This window comes from Klebsiella michiganensis (assembly GCF_002925905.1).
In the GTDB taxonomy this organism is placed as follows: Bacteria; Pseudomonadota; Gammaproteobacteria; order Enterobacterales; family Enterobacteriaceae; genus Klebsiella; species Klebsiella michiganensis.
The window spans coordinates 49,070-72,271 of the sequence record NZ_PRDB01000011.1 but is presented as its reverse complement, the minus strand read 5'-3'; the positions used below and the strand labels follow the sequence as shown (position 1 = coordinate 72,271).

Annotated in this window: 24 protein-coding genes and 1 pseudogene; 9 read left to right on the top strand and 16 right to left on the bottom strand. The window is 53.1% G+C overall.

All coding sequences use genetic code 11. The features are described from left to right. Nucleotides 1-25 precede the first annotated feature (25 nt). The 6 genes from CDA56_RS21240 to CDA56_RS21215 all read right to left on the bottom strand — a co-directional run bounded on the left by CDA56_RS21240 (nucleotide 26) and on the right by CDA56_RS21215 (nucleotide 6,086). A complete protein-coding gene (locus CDA56_RS21240) occupies nucleotides 26-649 on the bottom strand; it encodes a LysE family translocator (protein WP_053074109.1) in 624 nt (207 codons plus the stop codon). A gap of 66 nt (nucleotides 650-715) precedes the next feature. Then, nucleotides 716-2,083 carry a B12-binding domain-containing radical SAM protein gene (locus CDA56_RS21235; protein WP_102802827.1) on the bottom strand — a complete coding sequence of 456 codons (1,368 nt, stop codon included), beginning with the start codon at nucleotides 2,081-2,083 and terminating at the stop codon, nucleotides 716-718. A gap of 125 nt (nucleotides 2,084-2,208) precedes the next feature. Beyond that, nucleotides 2,209-3,330, bottom strand: coding sequence for a ribosomal protein uL16 3-hydroxylase (locus CDA56_RS21230; RefSeq protein ID WP_102802826.1), 1,122 nt, complete (start codon nucleotides 3,328-3,330; stop codon nucleotides 2,209-2,211). Nucleotides 3,331-3,416: 86 nt separating this feature from the next. Continuing rightward, nucleotides 3,417-4,883: a two-component system sensor histidine kinase PhoQ gene (gene phoQ / locus CDA56_RS21225; RefSeq protein WP_102802825.1), complete on the bottom strand. Its 1,467-nt coding sequence runs from the start codon at nucleotides 4,881-4,883 to the stop codon at nucleotides 3,417-3,419. Further along, a complete protein-coding gene (gene phoP, locus CDA56_RS21220) occupies nucleotides 4,880-5,554 on the bottom strand; it encodes a two-component system response regulator PhoP (protein ID WP_004101181.1) in 675 nt (224 codons plus the stop codon). The genes phoQ and phoP overlap by 4 nt, the downstream gene beginning before the upstream one ends. Before the next feature lie 85 nt (nucleotides 5,555-5,639). Beyond that, nucleotides 5,640-6,086, bottom strand: coding sequence for a winged helix-turn-helix transcriptional regulator (locus CDA56_RS21215; RefSeq protein ID WP_009653498.1), 447 nt, complete (start codon nucleotides 6,084-6,086; stop codon nucleotides 5,640-5,642). Between the two features lie 99 nt (nucleotides 6,087-6,185). Here CDA56_RS21215 and CDA56_RS21210 point away from each other — a divergent pair, with 99 nt between their 5' ends. The 3 genes from CDA56_RS21210 (at nucleotide 6,186) to CDA56_RS21200 (ending at nucleotide 8,746) form a co-directional block, all read left to right on the top strand. Then, nucleotides 6,186-7,415, top strand: a complete 1,230-nt coding sequence (locus tag CDA56_RS21210; protein WP_103814025.1) for an MFS transporter — start codon at nucleotides 6,186-6,188, stop codon at nucleotides 7,413-7,415. A gap of 78 nt (nucleotides 7,416-7,493) precedes the next feature. Continuing rightward, nucleotides 7,494-8,300: an AraC family transcriptional regulator gene (locus CDA56_RS21205; RefSeq protein ID WP_104011420.1), complete on the top strand. Its 807-nt coding sequence runs from the start codon at nucleotides 7,494-7,496 to the stop codon at nucleotides 8,298-8,300. A gap of 83 nt (nucleotides 8,301-8,383) precedes the next feature. After that, nucleotides 8,384-8,746: a cupin domain-containing protein gene (locus CDA56_RS21200; protein WP_047724083.1), complete on the top strand. Its 363-nt coding sequence runs from the start codon at nucleotides 8,384-8,386 to the stop codon at nucleotides 8,744-8,746. 64 nt (nucleotides 8,747-8,810) lie between these two features. Here CDA56_RS21200 and purB read toward each other — a convergent pair whose 3' ends face one another. The 5 genes from purB to rluE are packed head-to-tail and all read right to left on the bottom strand — an operon-like array spanning nucleotide 8,811 to nucleotide 13,178. Beyond that, nucleotides 8,811-10,181: an adenylosuccinate lyase gene (purB, locus tag CDA56_RS21195; protein ID WP_004131470.1), complete on the bottom strand. Its 1,371-nt coding sequence runs from the start codon at nucleotides 10,179-10,181 to the stop codon at nucleotides 8,811-8,813. 3 nt (nucleotides 10,182-10,184) lie between these two features. Continuing rightward, nucleotides 10,185-10,826: a high frequency lysogenization protein HflD gene (gene hflD, locus CDA56_RS21190; RefSeq protein ID WP_004131471.1), complete on the bottom strand. Its 642-nt coding sequence runs from the start codon at nucleotides 10,824-10,826 to the stop codon at nucleotides 10,185-10,187. 59 nt (nucleotides 10,827-10,885) lie between these two features. Beyond that, nucleotides 10,886-11,992, bottom strand: coding sequence for a tRNA 2-thiouridine(34) synthase MnmA (gene mnmA, locus CDA56_RS21185; protein WP_004849976.1), 1,107 nt, complete (start codon nucleotides 11,990-11,992; stop codon nucleotides 10,886-10,888). A gap of 38 nt (nucleotides 11,993-12,030) precedes the next feature. Beyond that, entirely contained in the window at nucleotides 12,031-12,507 is a 477-nt protein-coding gene (locus CDA56_RS21180) for an NUDIX hydrolase (RefSeq protein WP_025106932.1), read from the bottom strand. Nucleotides 12,508-12,527: 20 nt separating this feature from the next. Continuing rightward, entirely contained in the window at nucleotides 12,528-13,178 is a 651-nt protein-coding gene (rluE, locus tag CDA56_RS21175) for a 23S rRNA pseudouridine(2457) synthase RluE (protein ID WP_004138338.1), read from the bottom strand. 236 nt (nucleotides 13,179-13,414) lie between these two features. On the opposite strand from rluE, the gene icd reads away from it, so the two are divergent. Beyond that, nucleotides 13,415-14,665 carry an NADP-dependent isocitrate dehydrogenase gene (gene icd, locus CDA56_RS21170; protein ID WP_004131480.1) on the top strand — a complete coding sequence of 417 codons (1,251 nt, stop codon included), beginning with the start codon at nucleotides 13,415-13,417 and terminating at the stop codon, nucleotides 14,663-14,665. Nucleotides 14,666-14,789: 124 nt separating this feature from the next. Here the strand turns inward: icd and CDA56_RS31310 are convergent. Further along, nucleotides 14,790-15,043 (bottom strand): annotated as a pseudogene (locus tag CDA56_RS31310) (site-specific integrase); the annotation flags it as partial. A 137-nt stretch (nucleotides 15,044-15,180) separates the two neighbouring features. Between CDA56_RS31310 and CDA56_RS21160 the strand changes: the two are divergent. The 3 genes from CDA56_RS21160 to CDA56_RS21150 all read left to right on the top strand — a co-directional run bounded on the left by CDA56_RS21160 (nucleotide 15,181) and on the right by CDA56_RS21150 (nucleotide 16,713). Continuing rightward, nucleotides 15,181-15,519, top strand: a complete 339-nt coding sequence (locus CDA56_RS21160; RefSeq protein WP_306008888.1) for an antitermination protein Q — start codon at nucleotides 15,181-15,183, stop codon at nucleotides 15,517-15,519. A 239-nt stretch (nucleotides 15,520-15,758) separates the two neighbouring features. After that, nucleotides 15,759-16,316, top strand: a complete 558-nt coding sequence (locus tag CDA56_RS21155; protein WP_042944902.1) for a hypothetical protein — start codon at nucleotides 15,759-15,761, stop codon at nucleotides 16,314-16,316. Nucleotides 16,317-16,344: 28 nt separating this feature from the next. After that, the gene (locus CDA56_RS21150) at nucleotides 16,345-16,713 is read left to right on the top strand and encodes a YcbK family protein (protein ID WP_072065668.1); all 369 of its coding nucleotides are present in this window, start codon (nucleotides 16,345-16,347) and stop codon (nucleotides 16,711-16,713) included. 343 nt (nucleotides 16,714-17,056) lie between these two features. Here CDA56_RS21150 and CDA56_RS21140 read toward each other — a convergent pair whose 3' ends face one another. Both CDA56_RS21140 and CDA56_RS21135 read right to left on the bottom strand, forming a co-directional pair. Continuing rightward, nucleotides 17,057-17,446, bottom strand: coding sequence for a tautomerase family protein (locus tag CDA56_RS21140; RefSeq protein ID WP_048261610.1), 390 nt, complete (start codon nucleotides 17,444-17,446; stop codon nucleotides 17,057-17,059). 5 nt (nucleotides 17,447-17,451) lie between these two features. Beyond that, the gene (locus CDA56_RS21135) at nucleotides 17,452-17,754 is read right to left on the bottom strand and encodes a carboxymuconolactone decarboxylase family protein (protein ID WP_042944906.1); all 303 of its coding nucleotides are present in this window, start codon (nucleotides 17,752-17,754) and stop codon (nucleotides 17,452-17,454) included. Between the two features lie 88 nt (nucleotides 17,755-17,842). Between CDA56_RS21135 and CDA56_RS21130 the strand changes: the two genes are divergently transcribed. Then, on the top strand, nucleotides 17,843-18,739 hold the full coding sequence (locus CDA56_RS21130; protein ID WP_371321128.1) for a LysR substrate-binding domain-containing protein: 897 nt from the start codon (nucleotides 17,843-17,845) through the stop codon (nucleotides 18,737-18,739). A 72-nt stretch (nucleotides 18,740-18,811) separates the two neighbouring features. Here CDA56_RS21130 and CDA56_RS21125 read toward each other — a convergent pair whose 3' ends face one another. Together CDA56_RS21125 and CDA56_RS21120 are read right to left on the bottom strand one after the other, a co-directional pair. Continuing rightward, entirely contained in the window at nucleotides 18,812-20,596 is a 1,785-nt protein-coding gene (locus CDA56_RS21125; protein ID WP_103814027.1) for a sensor domain-containing diguanylate cyclase, read from the bottom strand. A 76-nt stretch (nucleotides 20,597-20,672) separates the two neighbouring features. Next, nucleotides 20,673-21,863 carry an HD-GYP domain-containing protein gene (locus tag CDA56_RS21120; RefSeq protein WP_014228927.1) on the bottom strand — a complete coding sequence of 397 codons (1,191 nt, stop codon included), beginning with the start codon at nucleotides 21,861-21,863 and terminating at the stop codon, nucleotides 20,673-20,675. Nucleotides 21,864-22,142: 279 nt separating this feature from the next. Between CDA56_RS21120 and fraE the strand changes: the two genes are divergently transcribed. Further along, nucleotides 22,143-23,186 carry a fructose-asparagine asparaginase gene (fraE, locus tag CDA56_RS21115; protein ID WP_009653379.1) on the top strand — a complete coding sequence of 348 codons (1,044 nt, stop codon included), beginning with the start codon at nucleotides 22,143-22,145 and terminating at the stop codon, nucleotides 23,184-23,186. The last annotated feature ends 16 nt before the right edge of the window (nucleotides 23,187-23,202 follow it).

Below are 23,202 nucleotides of genomic sequence, written 5' to 3'. Positions count from 1 at the left end.
CAATATCCTGTTGGGAATGTATATTTTACGGCTTTCTCAAAATAAGAAGCTGTAAACCAAAACCGATGAAGAAAAGAGAGGATATTTTGCTTACTACCCTTTCTGCAGTTTTATTTTTTGCGAAAATATCGGTAATATATTTAGAGAAAAATATGAAAAATAGTTCTATAAATATTTTGACAACAACAACAAGGACGCCGAGAATGAACATTTGGATCTGCGGGTGCGCATTGTCGCTTCGGACGAATACTGGCAGGAAGGCCATAAAAAATAATGCCGCTTTAGGGTTTGAAATATTAACAAGAAAACCGCTGGCAAAGCTTTTAAACCGTCCTTCCTGCACCTGCGTTGCAATTGATATGGTTTGAGCGCTAAAAAATAACTTTATACCCAACCATATTAGATATAAAGCACCAACGTATTTTATCAGCGTGAACATAGTTTGTGAGGCAAAAATAATCGCTGACAATCCGATAGAAACAGCACTGACATGTGTCAGTGCCGCTGTCCATAGACCAACAGCCCCCCAGAAAGCAGTCCTTCTTCCAGAGCGGCCGGATCTAGATAATATGAACAGAAGGTCGGGGCCCGGAGTAATATTGATCAACACGGCGGCTGAAAGAAAGGCAACCCAGTATTCGACAGTCACAATTCAGTCCTTTACTTAAAAGTATTTTTATAACATACCGCTCAATTTTAAATGACGCAACTGAAATTATTTCATGTATTTTTCTTGTCCTGAGACAGCACTTCCGAAATTAAGTCTGTAGTGACTGGCTTCATGTCTGACCTCTTTGGCTGCATTGATTATAATGTCGTAGTTAACAGGGCAATATTTTTCAATATAAGCTCTGGAAATTTCATCGACATTAAATGGCCAGTCATTTTTTGAAAATTTCAAACCATCAGCAATCATTCGTTTCCCGTAGTAATTTTGCGGCGTAGGTAAAATAGGCTGTATTTCTATATCACTAATTAACCCTTCCCGTATAATCTTCTTGATCCATTCTATAGTTTCTCTTAACGTTGATTCGGTTTCAAACTCTGTTCCGAGAACGAATGAACCGTAGACATATACACCTGCGTCTTTAAGTTTTCGCAATGCTGCATAATTTACCTCAACGGAGTCTCTCTTCCCCTTCATCATTTTTAATGTATGGTCAGAACCTGATTCAAGGCCAATGTTCATCTTAAATACATTGAGTTTTTTAAGTGTATTCTCTAAATCTTGATTTCTGACTATATCAAGAGCTTGACCATAAATGAAAAAATAAGGGTCAAAACCTAAATCTAAAGGCTTATACTTAACCAGCTTTTTCATGTATGTAGCAAAACTAGTAAGACTGTCGCAAACTTCGTAAAATAATTCAGCGTGAATCTGTTGGTTTGCAAATCTCACTTCCTCCCAGAAACGATGCGGGCTTGAGAAAGAGATATCTAACAACATATCGCAATGTTTACATTTTATTTTTTCATTGGCGCGACTGCATCCTCTCACCCTGTTCATCGTAGTGATACCCGAGGGAAGGCGTCCATGATGTAAATGCCCGAAGGATTTTTTATAGTTATTTAATGCTTTAGCCCATATTTCATCTGGATAAAGTTGGCGATCGGTTACTGGGAAAATATCTAATGCAGTATCTCTATTCCTGCCGTTAAGTAATTCATGGTTAAGAATGCCAAGTGTGTTCTTGTCTGTATCATAATTAAACCCTAAAATGTCACCATTTTCATTTCTCCATGATAATGAAGGGATGTCACCAAATTCACAGTCATCATATGCAAGTTTCCGTATTAATTTTTCTAACGGAAACTCTCCATACTCAGCAGCTAATACAAAATCAACATCTTTTCTATACTGCAGTATCTTATAAGAGAGTTGAGCAGCCTGATCATTTCCAAACGTGGTATATGCACCATGTTTTTTTGCTTCAGAAGCTATACGAAGCGCCGGGGCATATGTTGGTGCAAGGACACTAATGCCGACAAACCAAGGCTTGAGTCTTTTTATGTCTGCTAATATTTCCGCTTCACCAGTGATTCCCCCATCACTACATATAATCTCATGGAAAAACAGAGCCATTGTGCCAGCGGTCTGATATTGCTGGCTGAGGCGATCTCGCGGCGGGATACGGTGTCAATTTTGACGCCGGAGGGTGCTGATAAAACGCCGGGTGGCGGCTGGCGCCTACCCGGGCAGTCGAAGACTCAGTCTTCAAAGAACCAGTAGCCGCTGTTGACCAGCGCGGCCAGCAGGGCGAGGAAGGAGGGATCTTCCAGCGCATCGCCGAGATGCTCAGCGTTTAGCGTCTGGTGGGTTGCCAGAGCATCCAGCGCCGGACGGTGCGGAGAGTTGATCTTCTCGCCGTTGACGAATACCTGGCCATCAATCCGCAGCACGCGCAGGCCCCCAAGACGCGTCAGCTTATCCCCCTGCTGCAGGGCATCGTAAATTTCATCCGGCTGGTACGGTGGCTCCGGCGGCGCCACGTCCAGCTCGTGCCGGGACTGGGTGATAAATTCGCCGAACCACTGCTTAAAGTGCTCCGGCTGATTAATCAGCCCCAGCATCATATCGCGCAGGCGATCCAGCTCCGCGGGCAGAATATCCGCAGGGTGCTCGCGAGACGGTACGTCCGGGTCGGCGTAACGCTGGCTGCCCAGTTCACGCTGCAAAATATAATCAGCAAAGCCGCTGAACAGCTCACGCGCGTTAGGCGCGCGATAGCCAACTGAATAGTTGAGCGAGTTTTCCAGCGAGTAGCCTTCGTGCGGGAACCCCGGCGGAATATACAGAATATCGCCCGGCTCCATCTCTTCATCAATGATGGCTTCAAACGGGTCGACCTGCAGCAGGTCCGGGTGCGGGCAGTGCTGTTTCATCGGCACTTTTTCACCCACGCGCCAGCGGCGGCGGCCGGTACCCTGAATGATAAACACATCGTACTGGTCGAGATGCGGACCGACGCCGCCGCCGGGGACGGAAAACGAGATCATCAGATCGTCGATGCGCCAGTCGGGCAGGGCGCGGAACGGATGCATGAGCGCCGCCGTTGGCTGATGCCAGTTATTGACGGCCTGTACCAGCAGCGACCAGTTATTCTCGCTCAGGTGATCGTAGCTCTCAAAGGGGCCGTGGCTGACCTGCCATTTACCGTCCTGATGACTGACCAGGCGGCTGTCGACTTCGCTCTCCATCGCCAGTCCGGCCAGTTCGTCCGGGCTTAACGGATCGACGAAATTAGCAAAGCCCCGTTTCAGCACCACCGGGCGTTTTTGCCAGTAGCGTTCGATAAAGTCGGGCCAGTTAAGCGTTAATTGATAATCCATATTTATATTCCACAGCAGGTGTCTGTTAGGGATTATAACGGATGCGGCACCAGCATGATGCAGGCGCCGTTAAAAAACCGACTGTTTTAGCTCTCTTTATCTTCCAGGGCCTGGCGACCAAAAATAACTTCCATGCAGGCGCCGCCGAGCAGGCTCTCTTCGGCGAGGATGCGGCCATCGTACTGGGCTACGATATCGCGGGCAACCGAGAGACCGACGCCCTGTCCGGGGCGCAGCGTATCTGCGCGCTGGCCGCGGTCGAACACCGCGCTGCGCATCGCGGCGGGGATCCCCGGGCCATCATCTTCAACCAGAATATGCAGATGGTTGTCGTTGGTCTGCCGGACGGAGACTTCCACAAACTCAAGGCAGTATTTACAGGCGTTATCGAGCACATTGCCCATAACCTCCATAAAATCATTCTTTTCACCGACAAAACTGATTTCCGGCGAGATATCCAGGGTAATGTTCACGCCTTTACGTTGATAGACCTTATTCAGCGCCGAGGTCAGGCTGTCGAGGAGCGGAGCGATGGGATGCAGCTCGCGACTGAGCAGCGAACCGCCGCTGCGCATGCTGGCGCGGTGCAGATAGTAGCCAATCTGCTGCGAGATGCGGCTAATCTGCTCCAGCATCACCGGCTCTGCTTCATTGACGCTCATTTTCTCACCGCGCATGGAACGCAGCGTGCTCTGCATCACCGCAAGCGGGGTTTTCAGACTGTGGGTGAGGTCGGTCAGCGTCGTGCGGTATTTATCATAGCGTTCGCGTTCGCTTTTCAGCAGGCGGTTGAGATTGCTGACCAGCCGCGTCAGCTCGCGGGTGGTATTCGGATTGAGCATCTCGCGGTGATGCTCCTCCAGTTCGCGCACCTCTTTGGCCAGCGATTCGATAGGGCGCAAGCTCCACCATGCCGCGACCCACAGTAGCGGGATCACCAGCAGCAGGTTAGCCGCGAGGACATAGATAAACCAGCTCCACACCATGTAGGAGCGCTTAAGCTCTACCGGAATGGTGTCGACAACCACGATACTGAGCTGCGGCATGGTGCTGGTGGCCTGATAGATATTGATCGCCACCGAGTGGGTCATTTCGGAGCCATCGTCCTCTTGCCGAATGGCGTCCAGCTGTTGTTGAATCTCATGGTTGTTGTGCTGCAGCATACTGCTGCTGTCAACGTCGGCCTCAATTTCGTGAAAGCCGTTGTTTTTGAGCCAGTCCGGTTGAATACGTTTTACCAGCCAGGGTACGTCGCGCTGTGCCCACAGCAGCTGGCCGCGGGCGTCGTAAATGAGCGTCACCGTGGGGCTTTGCATATTCAGGTTTTCGGGGATATCAACATCGATGGTGTTGTTTTCCCATTTCGCCAGCATATAGAACAGATTGCTCTCGCCGCGCAGCAGGCGGAAGGTGGTTTTATCGAAACTGACGCTATACCCCACCAGCGCGACCATGCCATAGGAGAGTGACAGCACCAGCACTACGGCGGCCGTCGCCAGCAGAAAGCGAACGCGTAACGACAGCGGCAGAATATGCCGCAGCACCCCTTTCATCCGCGCAGTTCGAACAGATAGCCCTGACCGCGCACGGTGGTAATCACATCCTGCGGATACTCAGCCTGTATTTTTTTGCGCAATCGTCCCATCAGCACATCGATGGTATGGCTTTCGCGCAGCTCGGCGTCGGGATAGAGCTGCAGCATCAGCGAATCTTTGCTGACCACTTTGCCCCGATTGCGGATCAGGGTTTCCATAATGGTGTATTCAAATGCCGTCAGCTTGATGGGCTGGTCGTTGACCGACAGCTCGCGACGCGACAGATCCACCTGGAAAGGCGGAATGGAGATAACCTGTGATGCCAGGCCGCTATTACGCCGCAGAAGCGCCTGCATGCGGGCGGCAACCTCTTCGATATGGAATGGCTTAGTGACGTAATCATCCGCTCCGGCGCTCAGGACCTCAACCTTATCCTGCCAGCCTTCGCGGGCGGTCAGCACCAGCACCGGTACCGACACGTCGTGGCTGCGCCAGCGACGAATCAGCGAAAGGCCGTCTTCATCCGGCAGGCCAAGATCGACGATGGCGATGTCCGGAACGTGCTCACCCAGATAGTAATCCGCTTCCTTTGCGTCTTCCGCCGCATCGACCTGATGTCCCAGCTCCTGCAGCTGAACTTTCAGGTGGTGGCGCAGCAGAGCGTTATCCTCAACCACGAGTACGCGCATGCCAGTTCTCCATTTTATTTATGATATTGAACAGTTTAGCGTTTATTATACACCTTTAATATAAACAGCTGTTAAATAAAGAATTTTATTCGATTTTTTGTACCTCGGTCTCTTGGGCGGTGAGGACGAGTCCATCTTCGGCCGCGGGCGACATCATCGGTATCGGGCGCAGCGTACGTTTATCGATCAGTACGGAATGGGGTTCCCCATGGGCAAACAGATGCAGCTCTCCCCACTGGCGTAGCGCAACGACAACGGGGAACAAACGCTCTCCTTTTGCCGTCAGTACGTATTCCTGATAAGCCGTGCCATCCGAGGCGGATTGCATAGTGAGAATACCTGAGTTTACCAATTTGTGCAGACGGTCAGAGAGAATATTACGTGCCATACCGAGGCTTCGCTGAAAATCGCTGAAGCGGCGTATGCCATCAAAGGCGTCGCGTACAATCAACAAGGACCAGCGATCGCCGATAATATCCACGCTTCGGGCGACGGGGCAGGTTTCGTTTTTCATTTTTTCACGCGCTGGCATGGGCTCTCCGAACGGTCTGTTAAGTAGTTGCATTTTAAAACTTGATGTTCTAGCCTTCAACTGGTTTTATTTTGAAACCAGATAACCAAGGTGGGCATCATGAAAGCGACACTGATATCTCCAACGCTAAGCGATCCGCAAACGGTTATGCCTCGCAGCCTGGTCTGGCTGTTTGCTATCGCCAGCGGCCTGAGCGTGGCAAACGTGTATTACGCGCAACCGCTGCTCGACGCGCTAGCGCGAGATTTTGCGATCGGCGACGCCGCGATTGGCGGGGTGATTGCGGCGACCCAGATTGGCTGTGCAATGGCGTTGCTACTGCTGGTGCCGCTGGGCGACAGGGTGAATCGCCGCCGCCTGATGGCGACGCAGGTGATTTTACTGATCGCTGCCCTGGCAGCGGTGAGTATGGCTTCCACCGCCGTGATGCTATTGGGCTGTATGCTTGCCGTTGGCCTGCTGGGTACCGCGATGACCCAGGGGCTAATCGTGTATGCCGCCAGCGCCGCCGCGCCCCATGAACAGGGGCGCGTGGTGGGCGCTGCGCAAAGCGGAGTATTTATCGGGCTGCTGCTGGCGCGGGTCTTCTCCGGGTCGATTAGCGATCTCTTCGGCTGGCGCGGGGTGTACATCTTGGCCGCTTTACTGATGCTGGGTATTGCGCTTCCGCTGTGGCGTCGGCTGCCGGTATTGGCGGCTGCGCCGAACCCCCTGAGCTATCCGCGGCTGTTGATATCCATGCTGGCTCTGCTGCGCCAGGAAAAAGTGCTTCAGGTGCGCGGCGTGCTGGCATTACTGATGTTTGCCGCTTTCAATATCTTCTGGAGTGCGCTGGTTTTGCCATTAAGCGCTCCGCCCTTTCGCTTTTCCCATACTGAGATTGGCGCCCTGGGCCTGGTCGGGGTCATCGGCGCTCTGGCAGCGGGGCGTGCCGGTAAATGGGCCGATCGCGGATATGGGCAGCGCACCAGCGCCGCGGCCCTGGTGATGTTGCTGATAGCCTGGTGGCCGCTGTCGCTGATGGCATGGTCGCCCGCGGCGCTGTTGGTCGGCATTGTACTGCTGGATCTCGGCGGTCAGGCGCTGCATGTCACCAATCAAAGCATGATTTTCCGTACCCGTCCCGAAGCGCACAGCAGGCTGGTCGGTTTGTATATGCTGTTTTATGCACTTGGCTGCGGTTTGGGTGCGGTGAGTACGACAGCGGTATATGCGCGCGCGGGATGGCAGGGCGTTTGCCTGCTGGGGGCTTCGGTCAGTCTGCTGGCGCTGCTGTTCTGGTTGATGACCCGTGGCGTGATGTCGAGCCATGACGGTGGAGAAGGTTAGCGGAGAGCGCGTGGGTGATGTTAATTTTTTGTGTAATATAGCAGGCGTTGTTTTTCATGGCGCGCGGGAGCGTAAATCATGTCGCAATATCAACGTGCGGATTGGGTCCGCTTAGCGCAGTCGCCCACCCGGATTGAGCGTATCGAAGCCTTTTTCGGCGGCCACGGCAATGAGCCTCACCGGCATGACACCTACGCCATTGGCCAGACGCTCTCCGGCGTGCAACGTTTTCACTATCGTGGAGGTCTGCAGCACAGCCTTCCTGGCGGAACGATGGTTTTGCACCCCGATGAGGTCCATGACGGCGATGCCGGGACCGAAGAGGGGTTTCGCTACCGGATGGTTTATATTGAGCCCGCGCTGATTCAACAGATCCTCGGCGGCAGGCCATTGCCCTTTATCCCCGGCGGCATTTCCAGCGATCCGCGATTGCTGCGCGCTGCGCTGCCGTTGCTGAAAGACGTCAATGCGGTCTTCGCGCCTCTGGAGGAGGAGGATGCGCTTTACGATCTGGCGCAGACCCTGGCCGCCGTCGGCGGCCAGCGCTTTCGACGCCGGGCCTTCGATTATCCCGCCGCGGAAAGGGCCCGGGAGTATATCCACGCCTGTTTTGCGCAGAATATCACCCTCGACACCCTGGCGAACGTCAGCGGCAGAGACCGCTGGAGCCTGAGCCGTGATTTCAGAGCGCTGTTTGGCGCCAGCCCCTGGCGTTACGTGATGATGCGGCGCCTCGATTTTTGCCGCCAGCGGATGCTGGCTGGGGATAATCTGGCGGATATCGCAGCGCACGCAGGCTTTGCCGATCAAAGCCATATGACGCGCCAGTTCATCAGCCGCTTTGGCCTCTCTCCCGGCCGCTGGCTCAGGTTTGTCCGCGCATAATGCGTCGCGAGTTGCACAATCGTTCAATCTTTGCGGCCAGGACCTTATCTATGCTGACAGCCTTTATCACAAGGAGTCAGCTTATGTATCAATCGATTAATATTGCGCAGAAATTCACCCTCTTTACCGAGCAATGGCAGCCGAAGGTGGTGGCTGAAATGAATGACTATCAGTTCAAGGTGGTCAGGATCCTCGGCGACTTTATCTGGCATAGCCACCCGGAAACGGATGAAACGTTGATCGTACTGGAGGGCGTGTTGCGCCTGGATTTTCGCGATAACTGTCTGCTGCTGCAGGCCGGTGAGATGATCGTTGTACCTCGCGGCGTTGAACATAAAACCTCAGCGGAAACGGAAACCAAACTTATGCTGATTGAGCCACGCGGCGTCCTGAATACCGGGCACGAGGGCGGAGAACGCACCGCGGTGAATGACGTCTGGATTTAACGTTCGCGCGGGCGGGGAAGGGAGATGAAACCCTCTTTCCTGAGCGGAAAGAGGGTGGAAAGGCTTACTTCAGTTCGTCAACCATGGTGGTCGCACGGCCGATATAGTTAGCCGGGGTCATGGCCTTCAGGCGAACTTTTTCCGCTTCCGGCAGCGCCAGGCTGTCGATGAACTGCTGCATGCCTTCGGCATCAACGCGCTTGCCGCGGGTCAGCTCTTTCAGCTTCTCGTACGGCTTCTCGATGCCGTAGCGACGCATGACGGTCTGAATCGGCTCGGCCAGAACTTCCCAGTTGTGGTCCAGTTCATCCAGCAGGCGGTCCTGATTCAGCTCCAGCTTGCTCACGCCTTTCAGGGTGGATTGATACGCGATCAGCGCGTAGCCAATGCCCACGCCGAGGTTACGCAGGACGGTGGAGTCGGTCAGGTCGCGCTGCCAGCGGGAAACCGGCAGTTTGCTTGCCAGATGCTGCATCACCGCATTGGCCAGACCGAGGTTGCCTTCGGAGTTCTCGAAGTCGATCGGGTTCACTTTATGCGGCATGGTGGAAGAGCCGATTTCGCCGGCAATGGTCTTCTGTTTGAAATGGTTGAGCGCGATATAGCCCCACACGTCACGATCGAAATCAATCAGGATGGTGTTGAAGCGGGCGACGCAGTCAAACAGTTCGGCGATATAGTCGTGCGGTTCAATCTGGGTGGTGTACGGGTTCCACTGGATACCCAGCGAGGTGACGAACTCTTCGCTGAACTGGTGCCAGTCAACTTCCGGGTAGGCGGCGATGTGGGCGTTATAGTTCCCCACCGCGCCGTTGATTTTGCCAAGAATTTCAATCTGATTCAGCTGACGATACTGGCGCTCCATACGGTAAGCGACGTTCGCCATCTCTTTACCCATGGTGGACGGTGTGGCCGGCTGGCCGTGGGTGCGGGAAAGCAGCGGGATATCGCGATACTGTACCGCCAGGTCCTTAACCGCGTCGATCAGCTTGCGCCAGTATGGCAGGATCACTTCGTCGCGGGCGGTTTTCAGCATCAGCGCGTGGGACAGATTGTTGATGTCCTCGGAGGTGCAGGCGAAGTGGATAAACTCGGAGACCGCGTGCAGTTCTGCCACGTCGGCGACTTTTTCCTTGAGGAAATACTCAACCGCTTTGACGTCGTGGTTGGTGGTGCGCTCGATCGTTTTGATGCGCTCTGCATCTTCTACGCTGAAATCGGCGACGATTTTATCAAGGTAACCGTTTGCGTCGGCAGCAAAAGCAGGAACTTCCTTGATCGCTGCGTGCGCGGCCAGTTTTTGCAACCAACGCACTTCTACCTGAACGCGGAATTTCAGCAAACCGAATTCGCTGAAGATACCGCGCAGCGCGCTGACTTTGTCGCCGTAGCGGCCGTCGACTGGGGAAACGGCGGTCAGTGAGGATAATTCCATAGATCACAACTCCGGGGTTAAATGAGCAAGAATTTGTTTTGCCTGGTTAACCAGACGATTACGGGAAAACATCAGCTGCAGACGTCCGCCGCCGACCTGGTGCCAGAGCACCGCGGAGCGAATACCTGCCAGCAGGGCAGAACGAACCTTCGCCTGAACCTGAGGGCTTTGCAGCACGGCTGGAGAGCCGGTCACCTGAATCCGCGGGCCCAGCGGGCTAATGACATCAACATAGATGCCGGCCATTGCGCTGAGCAGGGTCTCGGATTGCAGATCGAAATGTTCAAGCTGACGGCGCAGGCCACCGATACGGTTGCCGAGGGTATCCATGGCCCCTTTGCTGGCGGCGAGCTTACGCTCGAGCACCATCAGGCTTAGAGTATAGCGGGTGAGTTCGGCGTTCAGTCCCTGGCGACTGCTGGTATTCAGCACGCCAATGAGAGTTTCCAGCCCGAGACGAAGATTGGCTTCACTACCACCGAACACCGCCAGCGTTGAATCCGGGTCGAGGTCGATGATGCTGTTCAGCGACACATGCAGGGCGTCGCTATCGCAGTGCCCCTGGTGCGCCAGTTCCTGAACCAGACGCGCGGCCTGGCAAACGCCGGCCAGCGCCAGCGTAATGTCATAATAATTCTTCGCCACACATTCTCCTTGTAAACCGCCGAATACCCGGTTGAGGCATTCCGCGGCTAATATGTCTGTCAAGCCTGCAGCGGCAAGCGCTGTTCGATAATCCCACCGCCGAGGCAGACTTCGTCGCGGTAAAAGACCGCAGACTGGCCAGGCGTGACGGCGGCAACCGGCTCATCAAAGATCACTTCAATGCGGTCGTCATCCAGCGCTTTTACGCTGCAGGGGATATCGGTCTGGCGGTAGCGGGTTTTCACCGTGCAGCGCAGCGTGCCGGTCAGCGGCTCGCGGTCTACCCAGTGCAGCTGTTGAGCAATCAACCCCACGGACATCAGACGCGGATGGTCGTGGCCCTGGGCGACAATCAGAATATTGTTTTCGACGTCTTTGTCGACCACGTACCACGGGTCTTCGCCGCCGTCTTTGATGCCGCCGATGCCCAGGCCTTTACGCTGACCCAGCGTGTGGTACATCAGGCCCTGGTGCTCGCCAACTTCGTCGCCGTCAACGCTGATAATTTTACCCGGCTGGGCGGGCAGGTAGCGGCCAAGGAATTCACGGAATTTACGTTCGCCGATAAAACAGATACCGGTCGAGTCTTTTTTCTTCGCGGTGATGAGATCCAGCTCTTCGGCGATTTTACGCACCTGCGGCTTTTCCAGCTCTCCTACCGGGAACAGGCTTTGCGCGATCTGTTCGTGGCTGAGAGTATAAAGGAAGTAGCTCTGGTCTTTGTTACCGTCGAGGCCGCGCAGCAGCTGGCTCTTGCCGTTAACGTCGGCGCGGCGCACGTAGTGCCCGGTGGCGATGTAGTCAGCGCCGAGGTCTTCTGCGGCAAATTCGAGGAAGGCTTTAAATTTAATTTCTTTATTGCACAGAATATCCGGGTTCGGCGTGCGGCCGGCTTTATATTCTTCAAGGAACAATTCGAATACGTTGTCCCAGTATTCTGCGGCAAAGTTGACGGTGTGAAGTTCAATTCCCAGCTTATCGCAAACGGCCTGCGCGTCGGCAAGATCCGCCGCTGCGGTGCAGTATTCCTCGCCGTCGTCTTCTTCCCAGTTCTTCATGAACAGGCCTTCCACCTTATACCCTTGCTGGAGCAGCAGGTAAGCGGAAACTGAGGAATCAACCCCGCCGGACATGCCGACGATCACTTTTTTCTGGCTTTCTGACATTGGAATACTCACTACATTGAACTTCGAGGCGGCGTATTCTAGCACGCGTCATCCGTCGAGGCACCCCCTGTAAACGGCCAGTTAAATTCGCCGATGAGCGACAGCGGGTAGCGCGGATCCTGCTGATAGCTGCGAATGCTCTCGGCAACCAGTTGAGAACGCAGGTTTGTTGCGTTAAGAATTTCCTCAGCACTGAGCCACAGGCAGCGATCGATATCGCTATCATGGGGCTCGGTGACGCACGTATCGTTAAGCTCGATAGTAAAGAGGAAGCGCAAAAACGGGGTGCGATCCGGGGCTATCCACTGATGCAGGCGAAGAAAGTGCTGCGGCGTCGCGCGAATGCCGGTCTCTTCCCAGAGCTCGCGCTCTGCGGCCTGAACCAGGGTTTCGTCGGCTTCGAGGTGACCTGCAGGCTGGTTCCACAGCGCTTTTCCGTTGATCGTTTCTTCAACAACGAGGAATTTGCCTTTCGCGTGAACCACGCAGGCGACGGTGACGTGCGGCTTAAACATTGTTTTTCCTTAGGCTACGGTTAATCAATTTTGCGCCATTCGCCGTTGGCCAGGCCATCCAGCGTATAGCCGCCCATCGCATAGCGAATCAGGCGCAGCGTCGGAAAGCCGACGTGGGCGGTCATCCGCCGTACCTGGCGGTTGCGTCCCTCATAGAGGGTGATTTTCAGCCAGCTGGTGGGGATAGATTTGCGCTCGCGGATGGGCGGATTCCGCGGCCACAGCCACTCTGGTTCCGCAACCCGCTCAACGCCGGCGGGCAGAGTAGGGCCGTCATTAAGCGTGACGCCGTCGCGGAGCGCGGCCAGCGCGTCCGCCGTGGGTTCACCTTCCACCTGAACATAATAAATTTTACCGGTGCGCTTACCCGGTTGAGTGAGCGCCGCCTGCAGCGCGCCGTCGTTGGTCAGTACCAGCAGGCCTTCGCTATCGCGATCCAACCGACCGGCAGCGTAGACGCCGGCAACCGGAATAAAATCTTTTAGCGTGCTGCGTCCGGCTTCATCGGTAAATTGCGGCAATACATCGTATGGTTTATTGAACAAGATCACAGTTTTTGGCTGGCGTTCTTTGCGTTGTCTGGTGACTTGTTGCGTGCTGAATCGCTCAACGCGATGTTTTCTAAATGAAGTTTTTTGCATGGTATTTTCAGACTCAATCAATTGCCGCATTATAGCCTAATTACGAATGCCTTTCATGGATGCAAACATTCAGGTAGTATTGACATGCTCATTACAACTTATTAACAAAAAGGTTGCTCAAACCGATTCGCATTACAGGAAGGCGACACGGACGCGAAATCTCCGGTTAGCGGGATATTCCGATGACGGGAGTGGGCGAGTAAAGCCAACGCCCGGCTAGCGTGAAGAGGGAAGAGCAGAACCAGAAGCGCTCGAAGGAGAGGTTAATGGAAAGCAAAGTAGTAGTTCCGGCGGAAGGTCAAAAAATCACCCTGCAAAACGGCAAGCTGAACGTCCCTAATAACCCGATTATCCCGTTCATCGAAGGTGATGGTATCGGCGTTGACGTGACTCCGGCGATGCTGAAAGTGGTTGATGCTGCCGTTGAGAAAGCCTATAAGGGCGAGCGTAAAATTTCCTGGATGGAAGTTTACACCGGTGAAAAATCGACCCAGGTTTATGGCCAGGATGTCTGGCTGCCTGCCGAAACTCTTGATCTGATTCGTGAATATCGTGTTGCTATCAAAGGCCCTCTGACCACCCCAGTCGGCGGCGGTATCCGTTCTCTGAACGTTGCTCTGCGTCAGGAACTGGACCTCTACGTTTGCCTGCGCCCGGTTCGTTATTATCAGGGTACCCCGAGCCCGGTTAAGCATCCTGAACTGACCGATATGGTTATCTTCCGCGAAAACTCTGAAGACATCTACGCCGGTATCGAGTGGAAAGCCGATTCTGCTGAAGCAGATAAAGTGATCAAATTCCTGCGTGATGAAATGGGCGTGAAGAAAATTCGCTTCCCGGAACATTGCGGTATCGGCATCAAGCCGTGCTCTGAAGAAGGTACTAAACGCCTGGTTCGCGCCGCCATCGAATACGCTATCACCAACGATCGCGATTCTCTGACTCTGGTGCACAAAGGCAACATCATGAAATTCACCGAAGGCGCGTTCAAAGACTGGGGCTACCAGCTGGCACGCGAAGAGTTCGGCGGTGAGCTGATTGACGGCGGCCCGTGGCTGAAGATTAAAAACCCGAACACCGGGAAAGAGATCGTCGTTAAAGACGTTATCGCCGACGCCTTCCTGCAGCAGATCCTGCTGCGTCCGGCGGAATACGATGTTATCGCCTGTATGAACCTGAACGGTGACTATATCTCTGATGCCCTGGCGGCGCAGGTTGGCGGTATCGGTATTGCCCCTGGTGCGAACATCGGTGACGAGTGCGCGCTGTTTGAAGCCACCCACGGTACTGCGCCGAAATATGCCGGCCAGGACAAAGTGAACCCAGGTTCCATCATCCTGTCCGCTGAGATGATGCTGCGCCACATGCAGTGGTTCGAAGCCGCAGACCTGATCGTTAAAGGCACCGAAGGCGCTATCGCCGCCAAGACCGTGACCTATGACTTTGAACGTCTGATGGAAGGCGCTAAGCTGCTGAAATGTTCAGAGTTTGGCGACGCGATTATCGCGAATATGTAATCAGCGATCGCTGATTGAAGATAGAAGGGAGCCTCATGGCTCCCTTTTTTACTACCGCTCAAAATCTTTCCCCAAAATTCTCCCCAAAATTCTCCCCAAAATTCTCCCCAAAACCGACTAAAAATCAGACTGCTTTTTTCCCCACAATGACCCATTCTTTACCCCGGTCATCGTTGTATTTATCTGTCATTTTCTTAGATTTATGAACTAGTAGTTTTTGAGTATCCAACCCCTGTCCATGATATAAACGTTCAGAAAGTGACCTCTGCTCATGAAAGGTGGGTCAGTTCCGTCATCCCATATAAGACCGCTCTTATCCCAAGCTTTTTTAAATGTAGAGGTTAGGGTTTTAGTAGATGCTTGATCACCACGGTTAGCCGCTTTTGCGTTCAAAGATTATGCAAGATATGCCGCTAATAAGAGCACATGCCCGCATTGCTATGGACTGGGAGTCATTCGAGAGGTAAAGGACGTTGTTAAACATTCTGGTGTGAAAGGTATGCCCCCCTTTTTTTATTAAACCTGAAGAGGTTGAATCAACATGCGGACATTGTGCAGGAAAGGGTTGGATAAGCACTGCATGTAGGGACTGTCAAGGGCGCGGTCTTGTACTCGATAAAAAACGTACTGAGTTGCTTAAAGTACCGGTACAAAAATTATGTGGGCGGTGCAATGGCAAGGGTTACAGCCGTTTGCCTACTACATTGGTAAAAGGTCGGCTAATTCGCTTGGCTCCAGATATGACAAATTATCAGTGGCATAGCGACTATGCTGAGGTGATCAATATTCTCGTCACAAAGTGTTGGCGGGAAGAGAGCTATGCCGAGGCTGAATTGAAAAAAATAACAAGTTGACTTTCTCCAGGCCTTCTATAAACAGTAGAAGGCTTACTATATCGACGTAAACTAATGGTGTTTTGCGTATTTGTACTTGCATGCTGTTGTTTTGTGGTTTTTTTGACTAGAGAAATAAATTAGTAGGTCTATTATATTTTTCCAGAAACTTAAAATCACGCGTAAAAATTTTTATTTTCCATTCGCCATGCAATTAATAGGGGTTGTGGTTATAGTAATAAAAATGGTGGGGGATTATTATGAATGGGCGTAAAACTATTGCGTTTTTATGCATCATCTGTACCTCGGGTTGTTATTACACTACGTCGCCAGTACCTAAGATAAACAAAGAGTTCTTAAACAACTACCCTTCTTTAATAGATGCTCATGGTACAGTTGAGGATAAAGAGTTCACTGCAGCGTGGAAGGACTTCCTCGAAGCCAGTGCCAGATGTAGGGTGATTCACAATAATTATGAAATAAAAGCTAATAACGCAGAGCAAACCAAGTTATTACTTGGAACGACTGGCGGTGTTGCTGGTATAACTGGTTCGACACTCATGGCTGCTGGCTCAAGTACTGTTGTCGGAGGGATTGCTGCAGGCATGGCGGGTGTTATTAGTATGATATTGGGTAACTCTGAGAAAGGTCCCCTAAGTACAAATTATTTTGTTAAGCAAAAGGAAAGTATAGCTCATCAAATTCAACAGGCTGCAGATGCTGCTAAAATTGCAAAAGAACCGAAAGATGTTTATATGATTGCTTCTAATTTATCTGCATCTTGTTTGGCTGCAGAGAGTTTAGATGGCGAAAAGTGATTTTTAACTTAACGTTGAGGTTATTTTTATGGCACCCTTTCCTTTGTCATCGCATTTTAATAAAGAAGAGTTTGCGTGTAATGATGGTTGTGGTGAGGATTTTAATGTGCCGCCAGAGCTAATTAATATATTGGAGGCTGCGCGGGAGCATTTCAATCAACCAATACATATAAATTCAGGTTTTAGATGTGTGATTTATAATAAGCAAGTCGGAGGTGCTCCTAACTCATTTCATTTACAAGCATGGGCTGCTGATATTGTTATAAATAACGTTAGTCCGAAAAATGTTTACGATTATTTTGATCAGGCATATTCAGGTAAATATGGCGTCATTGAATATGCCAATTTCGTTCATATTGATGTACGACCAACAAAATATCATGTGCCATTGAATTGAAGTGTCGGGAGTGGAGGGGGCTTCAAAAAAATGGGTATTGTAAGTACAACGATGGGCTTTGAATGTTCAGCGTTGATAAACCCGCCAATGTGTGGGTTTTTATCCCTGTATAAATACCACCTCCTATGGAGGTGGTTAGCAACAGGTTGGCTCTGCCAGTAACGCTACTCATGGGAAAATCCGAATTCAGAGTCTGGACTTAGTACGCCCCTGTGGGCTTTATCAATGCCATCTGCTATGCAGGTGGTCTGAATGATAAGTCTGGCTCCGTTTTGCTCAACGTCTCGGTCAAAGAGAGCCGTAGGGTAATCGCCGGGCCAGGTAAAACGACACTGCATTACCATCATAACGCCTCCTCAGAGAGCAGAAGCCCATGGCTGAAGCTCCACTCATCGGCGGTATTGAACTGCATCATCACCATCACATCATCCGGACTAATATGCAGTTTCGTCTGTAGCTCCCGACACAGGGTACGGCAGAAGTTCCTCTTCTGCGCCAATGAACGAGGCTTACCAGCCAGAAGATGGAATTGAATAAAACTGTCGCTGCGGCCAGCGCTTTTATAGCGGCGGTCGAACACATGCTGGTTCGCCGGCAGCCTTTCGAAAACCTGAAAGCGATCGTGGGGCGGGACGGCAAATTCTGTTTCAAGGCTCTGTTGCAAAATGTCGGAAATCTGCATGATTTGCGTATCGTTATAACTCTGATGGAGGGTAATACGGGTAAAGGGCATCGGCGTTACTCCTCTTCCAGGCATTCGATGGCGGAAACCGCCGCGGGCCAGCCGGCATAAAATGCCAGATGAGTGAAGACTTCAATTATCTCATCACGGGTCAGGCCATTTTGTTGGGCGAAGCGGATATGCCAGGGGAGCTGCTGAACGCGGCCCAGCGCCGTCAGAGCGCCGAGCGTCACCAGACTGCGCTCGCGGGGGGAAAGCGGTTCACGCGTCCAGATATCATTAAAAAGTACATTCTGACTCAGCTCGGCTAACTTCGGCGCAATGCGAGCCAGGGTTTCACGATCGAGGGGTTTGGCCATTGTTATCTCTCCGTATTGACGATAACGTCATTCTGGCGCGCCATTTCGATCCTGAAAATTGAATTATAATAGACCCTTCATCCCGTTTATCAGGACAATCATGAATAAGCTCCCTCCTACGTTCGATCTCGACGCGCTGCGCAGTTTTGTTACCGGCATTGAATGCGGCAGCTTTGCGCAGGCGGCAAGTCGCCTCTGCCGCTCTACCTCGGCGGTGAGCGCACAGCTGAAAAAGCTGGAACAGCAGTGCGGCGCCGATTTGGTGGTGAAGAGAGGCCGCCACCTGGCGCTGACTCAGAATGGTGAGATAATTATGGGGTATGCCCGGCGTCTATTGGCACTGAATGATGAAGCACAGCGAGCTCTTCAGGGCGAACGCTTGCAGGGAGAAATACGCATTGGCATGCAGGAGGATTTTGGCGAGTCGCTTATGCCCGGTATCCTTGGCGAGTTTAAACGCCACCATCCAGGAATGCGAATTATTGCCCGAGTCGATCGCAACCGGGCGCTGCTCAACGCGCTTAATGACAATATGCTTGATATGGCGCTGCTGTGGCAGGCGGAGAGCATACAGCGTGAAGGCAAGACGATCGGCCAGTGCCGGCTGGAGTGGATAACCCATCCGCAGCTGGATATTGCCACGCTGCTGGCGGAGGGCAAACCGTTACCGTTGGTGATGCTGGAAAGCCCGTGCTTGATGCGTTCCCGCTCCATCGACTGTCTGGACCGGGCCAACATCGCCTGGCAGGTGGTGTTTATCAGCCATAGCCTGAGCGGCATCTGGGCGGCGGTGCAGGCCGGATTGGGCATAACCGTACGTACACGCATCGGCATGCCCGGCAACCTGCGCGTGGCGGGAAGCCTGCTGCCATCGCCGGGAAGTCTTGGTATTTCGCTGACGCTGGGGCAGGGGAACGACAGGGGGCACGGCGCGCAGGCGCTGTTGGGACAACTGATGGAAGACGCGCTATCAAGCGCGATGTGAGCGTTATTCACCTGGGCGTAGGCTTTTCATAAGCACAGGTGAATACGGCATCTTCGCCCTCCGGAAGGCGACTCAATCCGCCTTTAACATCCCAAAGCTCACAATTCTCGACCGCCCCAGCTCTTTTGCCCGGTAGAGCGCAGCGTCAGCCGCGCGCAGCAGGCTATCGCTTTGCGTATGCTGCGGGTAGCTGGCGATGCCGATGGAAACATCGATCTGACCAATTTCAGCCAGGCCATAGCGTAGCGTCAGCAGTTGGACGCTGTGATAGATGTCGGTCGCGCAGGCCATCGCGGCCTCTTCATCGGTTCCGCCCAGCAATACCAGGAACTCTTCGCCGCCATAGCGGAAGGCCATCCCAATATCGCGCACCGCACGTTGAATAATCGCCGCGACGTTTTTAATGACCAGATCGCCCGCTTCGTGACCATAACTATCATTAATCGCCTTAAAGTGATCGATATCGATCATCAGGCAGCTCAGCGGCGTACCGTTGCGTACCGCCAGATTCATTTGCGTATGCAGAGCGTCATCCAGGTGGTGGCGGTTACGCAGGCCGGTTAATGAATCAAACAGCGCCTTTTCCAGCAGCGCGTTGCGTAAACGCTGGTTCGCCAGCGCCAGACCCAGGGCTTCGGCCATCAGTTCAAGATAGGCGCGGGACGGGGCGGTCGCGGAGGTGACGTTGCTGAAGGAGAGCAGACCAATCGCTTCTCCTTGCGCAATCAGCGGCACGCATAGCGACCGTTGAGCCTGCGATTCCGACAGGTGATAACAGGCGATATCCGGCTCACCGTTGACCGGCGGATGGCTCAGCCCGCGCCGCACGGCCCAGCAGTTATCCGGATGGAAGACGTCGGCTTCAAGCGGCGGAGAAAGCCACTGCGCCACGCAGCGCATCTGCCAGGGATCGGTATCGAGAATATACAGCCGGCCCGGGATCTCCGGGGCGATATTTGGCGCGAACAGTTCGGCAACCTTGATCACATCCTCGAACGATTCGCAGCCCTGCAAGCGCTGGGTCATCCTCGCCAGCAGCTCGCGGACCGCCCAGTCCGCATCGCGCTCTTGTTCCAGCCGCTGCCGCGCCAGCCCGTTCTCGCGAAAGATACGAATGGCCTGGGCCATATCGCCAATTTCATCAATCTGGGTAAACTGCGGCGTCTCAACCGCATAATCCTGCGATGCCAGCCGCTGCACCACGTCGCTCAGGCGAACGACGGGATAGAGCACCCGCCGCTTAAGAATAAACCCCAGCACAAACAGGAACATCAGCGCGGTGAGCCCAACCATGATCTCAGAAAGCGTACGCCAGATCCGTGATTTCTCCGTAGCCTCGGCAATGGTTTTATTTACCCGGCCTTCGAGCATCAGGCGAAAGTGATCGAGCTGCGTCTGGACCCGCTCGAGCTCCTGCTCATAGGCAGCGCCGTAAAGCAGGCTGACCGCCGCTTTTTCTTCTCCCCTGGCAACCTGCGCCAGCGCCGTTTGCTGTTCATCCTGAAGTTCATCGGCTATCTGTAAACCCTCGCGCAGCAGCGCCAGCTCTTCAGCGGTTGCGCCACTGTCTTTCAGCTTTTCCAGACGATGTTCAATGGCGGCGGTGGCCTGGGCTTGCTGCCGGTACTCCTGCAGCACATCCTGATTTTTTTGAATGATGTAAAGTCGCGCGAGATCGGAAAGCTCCCAGGCGCCGCTTTCTACTTCTTCGCTTAGCTGGTCAAACGCCTGGCGTTGTTCGACGGCGCGGCGTTCGGCATTATCCGCACTTGAGGCCATCAGCATGGCGATGCCTGAGGCGAGGGTCAGGGCGACGGTGATCCCGTAGGCCCAGTTAGTCATGGTGGCGATTCTCACCGGATATTCCTTGCGTGCAGATGAATTAATTATTTTTTTATCGTCACACTCCGGCTTCACCGGAAAAAAACGGTGATTACGGGTGTAGCGTGTGAGTAATAATAGCGTGCAGCGCTTCGGCATGGTGATGCAAAATGCGGTACACGTCTTTATCCAGCGCGCCATTTATAACATCACTCTCTATCAGCTGTAACGCTTGCTGACGGCTCATTCCGGGGCGATAGGGGCGGTCTTCGGTAAGCGCGGTGAAAATATCCGCGATGGCGATAATCCGATCCGGGAGCTGCAGGTAATGCTCATTGAGATGAAGCGGATAGCCGCTGCCATCCAGCTTTTCATGATGATTCGCGGCCCAGTTAATTATTTCGCCGAGTTCGCTGAAGGTGCTAAGAATTTCGCCGGTCATATAGCTATGTTCCCGAACCTGAAGCAGCTCTTCGTCATTCAGTTCGCCCTGTTTCTCCAGGATTTTCAGCGGAATGTGTACTTTGCCAATATCGTGTAAATAGCCGGCAATCTCAATTTTCTTACACTCCATCTCCGGCAAATTCATATAAGCGGCGAGGGTGCGCGAAATTCGCCCGACCTTCAGACTATGGCTGGCGGTGAAGCTGCTGTAGGTATCGACAATTTTGGCAATTAACAGGCAGATATCTTTCAGACCGTCGATATCGATATAAACATGGTTGATAGGGCCGATGATCTCCAGCATTCGCTGAATATGTCCGGGATTGAGGTGCAGCCAAAAATGCTCTTTTTGTGCGAGCTGGCACAAAGTCTGGCATAGCGGCGGATCTATCGCCTGGTAAAGCGCGCGAAATTTACCAATAATCATATCGGTTTGAAAGGTTGTCGCGTGCTTATCGCCAGCAAGCAGGCGTTCAAACACGTCGGCGAAATAGACGATATGCTGTTCGAGGCTGCCTTTGTGGTGTGGGCTAAAATGGTGATCGCGGATAATCGGCAGGATGGGGGCCAGGGTCGCTAACCCGGCCAGCATTTCTGCTCCCCGGTGCTGATGCGGGTCGTTAAGGTTATCGATGGCGTTCAGCGAGGAGAACACTCGTTTATCGCCCAGAACGCCAATGTCGTGCAGCAGCGCGGCGCAAAAGATCGTCTGCTGCTGCTGACGCGAGAGCCCTGACGCCTGCGCAAGCTCCAGCGCGATCAGCGCCGTTCGTTGCATATGCAGGTGTAATTCAGGGTTAATAATTTGTATGACGCGGGTGGTAAGCATCAATGCTGATTTTAAGGCGATATTATGCATCGTTTTTCTCCATCGCATTACCCGCACCGTTTTGCTCTATTTCGTTGATAGCGATGCCGACATGACAAAATAGATTGAATAAGTCCATTCGGGTTTCGCATTTTTATCCTGCCCATTTTTAGCGCGTCCCTGCACCAAAGTAGCGCTCCGGGCGAAGTAAAAATCCTTTTTTGTCCGATAGTTAATCATTTTTACCGAGTAAAATACATTAAATCCTGGCAAGCCGTTTGCATTCTCTCTGCGCGAATTTATTTAATATCTATTTTGGGATGAGTCATGATGAATTTTAGAGCATTACTGGCAATTACGTTACTGGCGATAAGCGCTTTCGCCTCGAGTGAGACGCGTCTGCCGCATATCGTAATCCTGGCGACCGGAGGGACGATTGCCGGTTCAGCGGCCAGCAATACCCAGACTACCGGGTACAAAGCCGGCGCGATTGGCGTACAGACGCTGATTAATGCCGTGCCTGAGATGAGCAAAGTCGCGCGCGTTGACGGCGAGCAGGTCGCTAATATCGGCAGCGAAAATATGACCAGCGACATCATTCTCAAACTGTCAAAGCGCGTCAATGAACTGCTGGCACGCGATGATGTGGACGGCGTTGTGATTACCCATGGTACCGACACCCTGGACGAGACGCCTTATTTCCTCAACCTGACGGTAAAAAGCAATAAGCCGGTCGTTTTCACGGCGGCAATGCGTCCGGCCACGGCCATCAGCGCAGACGGTCCGATGAATCTGCTGGAAGCGGTGACCGTGGCGGCCGACCCGGAAGCGAAGGGCCGCGGCGTAATGGTAGTGCTTAATGACCGCATCGGCGCGGCGCGTTTTGTCACTAAGACTAACGCCACGACGCTGGATACCTTCAAGGCGCCGGAAGAGGGCTATCTGGGCGTTATCGTGAGCGGCAAACCGCAGTTCGAAACTCGCGTAGATAAAATTCACACCGTGCGTTCGGTTTTTGACGTCCGCAATCTTAACGCGCTACCGAAAGTGGTCATTATTTATGGCTACCAGGATGACCCTGAATATATGTATGACGCGGCGATCGCGCACCATGCCGACGGGATTATCTATGCGGGCACCGGCGCGGGGTCGGTCTCCGTACGCAGCGCGGCGGGGATCGAAAAGGCGGAAAAAGCCGGTATCGTGGTGGTTCGCGCCTCGCGTACCGGCAGCGGCGTGGTGCCGGTTGATGACGGCCAGCCTGGGCTGGTAGCCGACTCGCTCAACCCGGCAAAAGCGCGCATCCTGCTGATGACGGCGCTGACGCAAACGAAAAATCCGCAGGTGATCCAGCAGTACTTCCACACCTACTGATCAACTTCGGGTAGGG

Bases quoted from the DNA above. Each gene is read 5' to 3' on its own strand.
- CDA56_RS21235 (WP_102802827.1), bottom strand. From the start codon at position 2,083: ATGGCTCTGTTTTTCCATGAGATTATATGTAGTGATGGGGGAATCACT.
- CDA56_RS21230 (WP_102802826.1), bottom strand. From the start codon at position 3,330: ATGGATTATCAATTAACGCTTAACTGGCCCGACTTTATCGAACGCTAC.
- phoQ (WP_102802825.1), bottom strand. From the start codon at position 4,883: ATGAAAGGGGTGCTGCGGCATATTCTGCCGCTGTCGTTACGCGTTCGC.
- phoP (WP_004101181.1), bottom strand. From the start codon at position 5,554: ATGCGCGTACTCGTGGTTGAGGATAACGCTCTGCTGCGCCACCACCTG.
- CDA56_RS21215 (WP_009653498.1), bottom strand. From the start codon at position 6,086: ATGCCAGCGCGTGAAAAAATGAAAAACGAAACCTGCCCCGTCGCCCGA.
- CDA56_RS21210 (WP_103814025.1), top strand. From the start codon at position 6,186: ATGAAAGCGACACTGATATCTCCAACGCTAAGCGATCCGCAAACGGTT.
- CDA56_RS21205 (WP_104011420.1), top strand. From the start codon at position 7,494: ATGTCGCAATATCAACGTGCGGATTGGGTCCGCTTAGCGCAGTCGCCC.
- CDA56_RS21200 (WP_047724083.1), top strand. From the start codon at position 8,384: ATGTATCAATCGATTAATATTGCGCAGAAATTCACCCTCTTTACCGAG.
- purB (WP_004131470.1), bottom strand. From the start codon at position 10,181: ATGGAATTATCCTCACTGACCGCCGTTTCCCCAGTCGACGGCCGCTAC.
- mnmA (WP_004849976.1), bottom strand. From the start codon at position 11,992: ATGTCAGAAAGCCAGAAAAAAGTGATCGTCGGCATGTCCGGCGGGGTT.
- CDA56_RS21180 (WP_025106932.1), bottom strand. From the start codon at position 12,507: ATGTTTAAGCCGCACGTCACCGTCGCCTGCGTGGTTCACGCGAAAGGC.
- rluE (WP_004138338.1), bottom strand. From the start codon at position 13,178: ATGCGGCAATTGATTGAGTCTGAAAATACCATGCAAAAAACTTCATTT.
- icd (WP_004131480.1), top strand. From the start codon at position 13,415: ATGGAAAGCAAAGTAGTAGTTCCGGCGGAAGGTCAAAAAATCACCCTG.
- CDA56_RS21155 (WP_042944902.1), top strand. From the start codon at position 15,759: ATGAATGGGCGTAAAACTATTGCGTTTTTATGCATCATCTGTACCTCG.
- CDA56_RS21150 (WP_072065668.1), top strand. From the start codon at position 16,345: ATGGCACCCTTTCCTTTGTCATCGCATTTTAATAAAGAAGAGTTTGCG.
- CDA56_RS21140 (WP_048261610.1), bottom strand. From the start codon at position 17,446: ATGCCCTTTACCCGTATTACCCTCCATCAGAGTTATAACGATACGCAA.
- CDA56_RS21135 (WP_042944906.1), bottom strand. From the start codon at position 17,754: ATGGCCAAACCCCTCGATCGTGAAACCCTGGCTCGCATTGCGCCGAAG.
- CDA56_RS21120 (WP_014228927.1), bottom strand. From the start codon at position 21,863: ATGCATAATATCGCCTTAAAATCAGCATTGATGCTTACCACCCGCGTC.
- fraE (WP_009653379.1), top strand. From the start codon at position 22,143: ATGAATTTTAGAGCATTACTGGCAATTACGTTACTGGCGATAAGCGCT.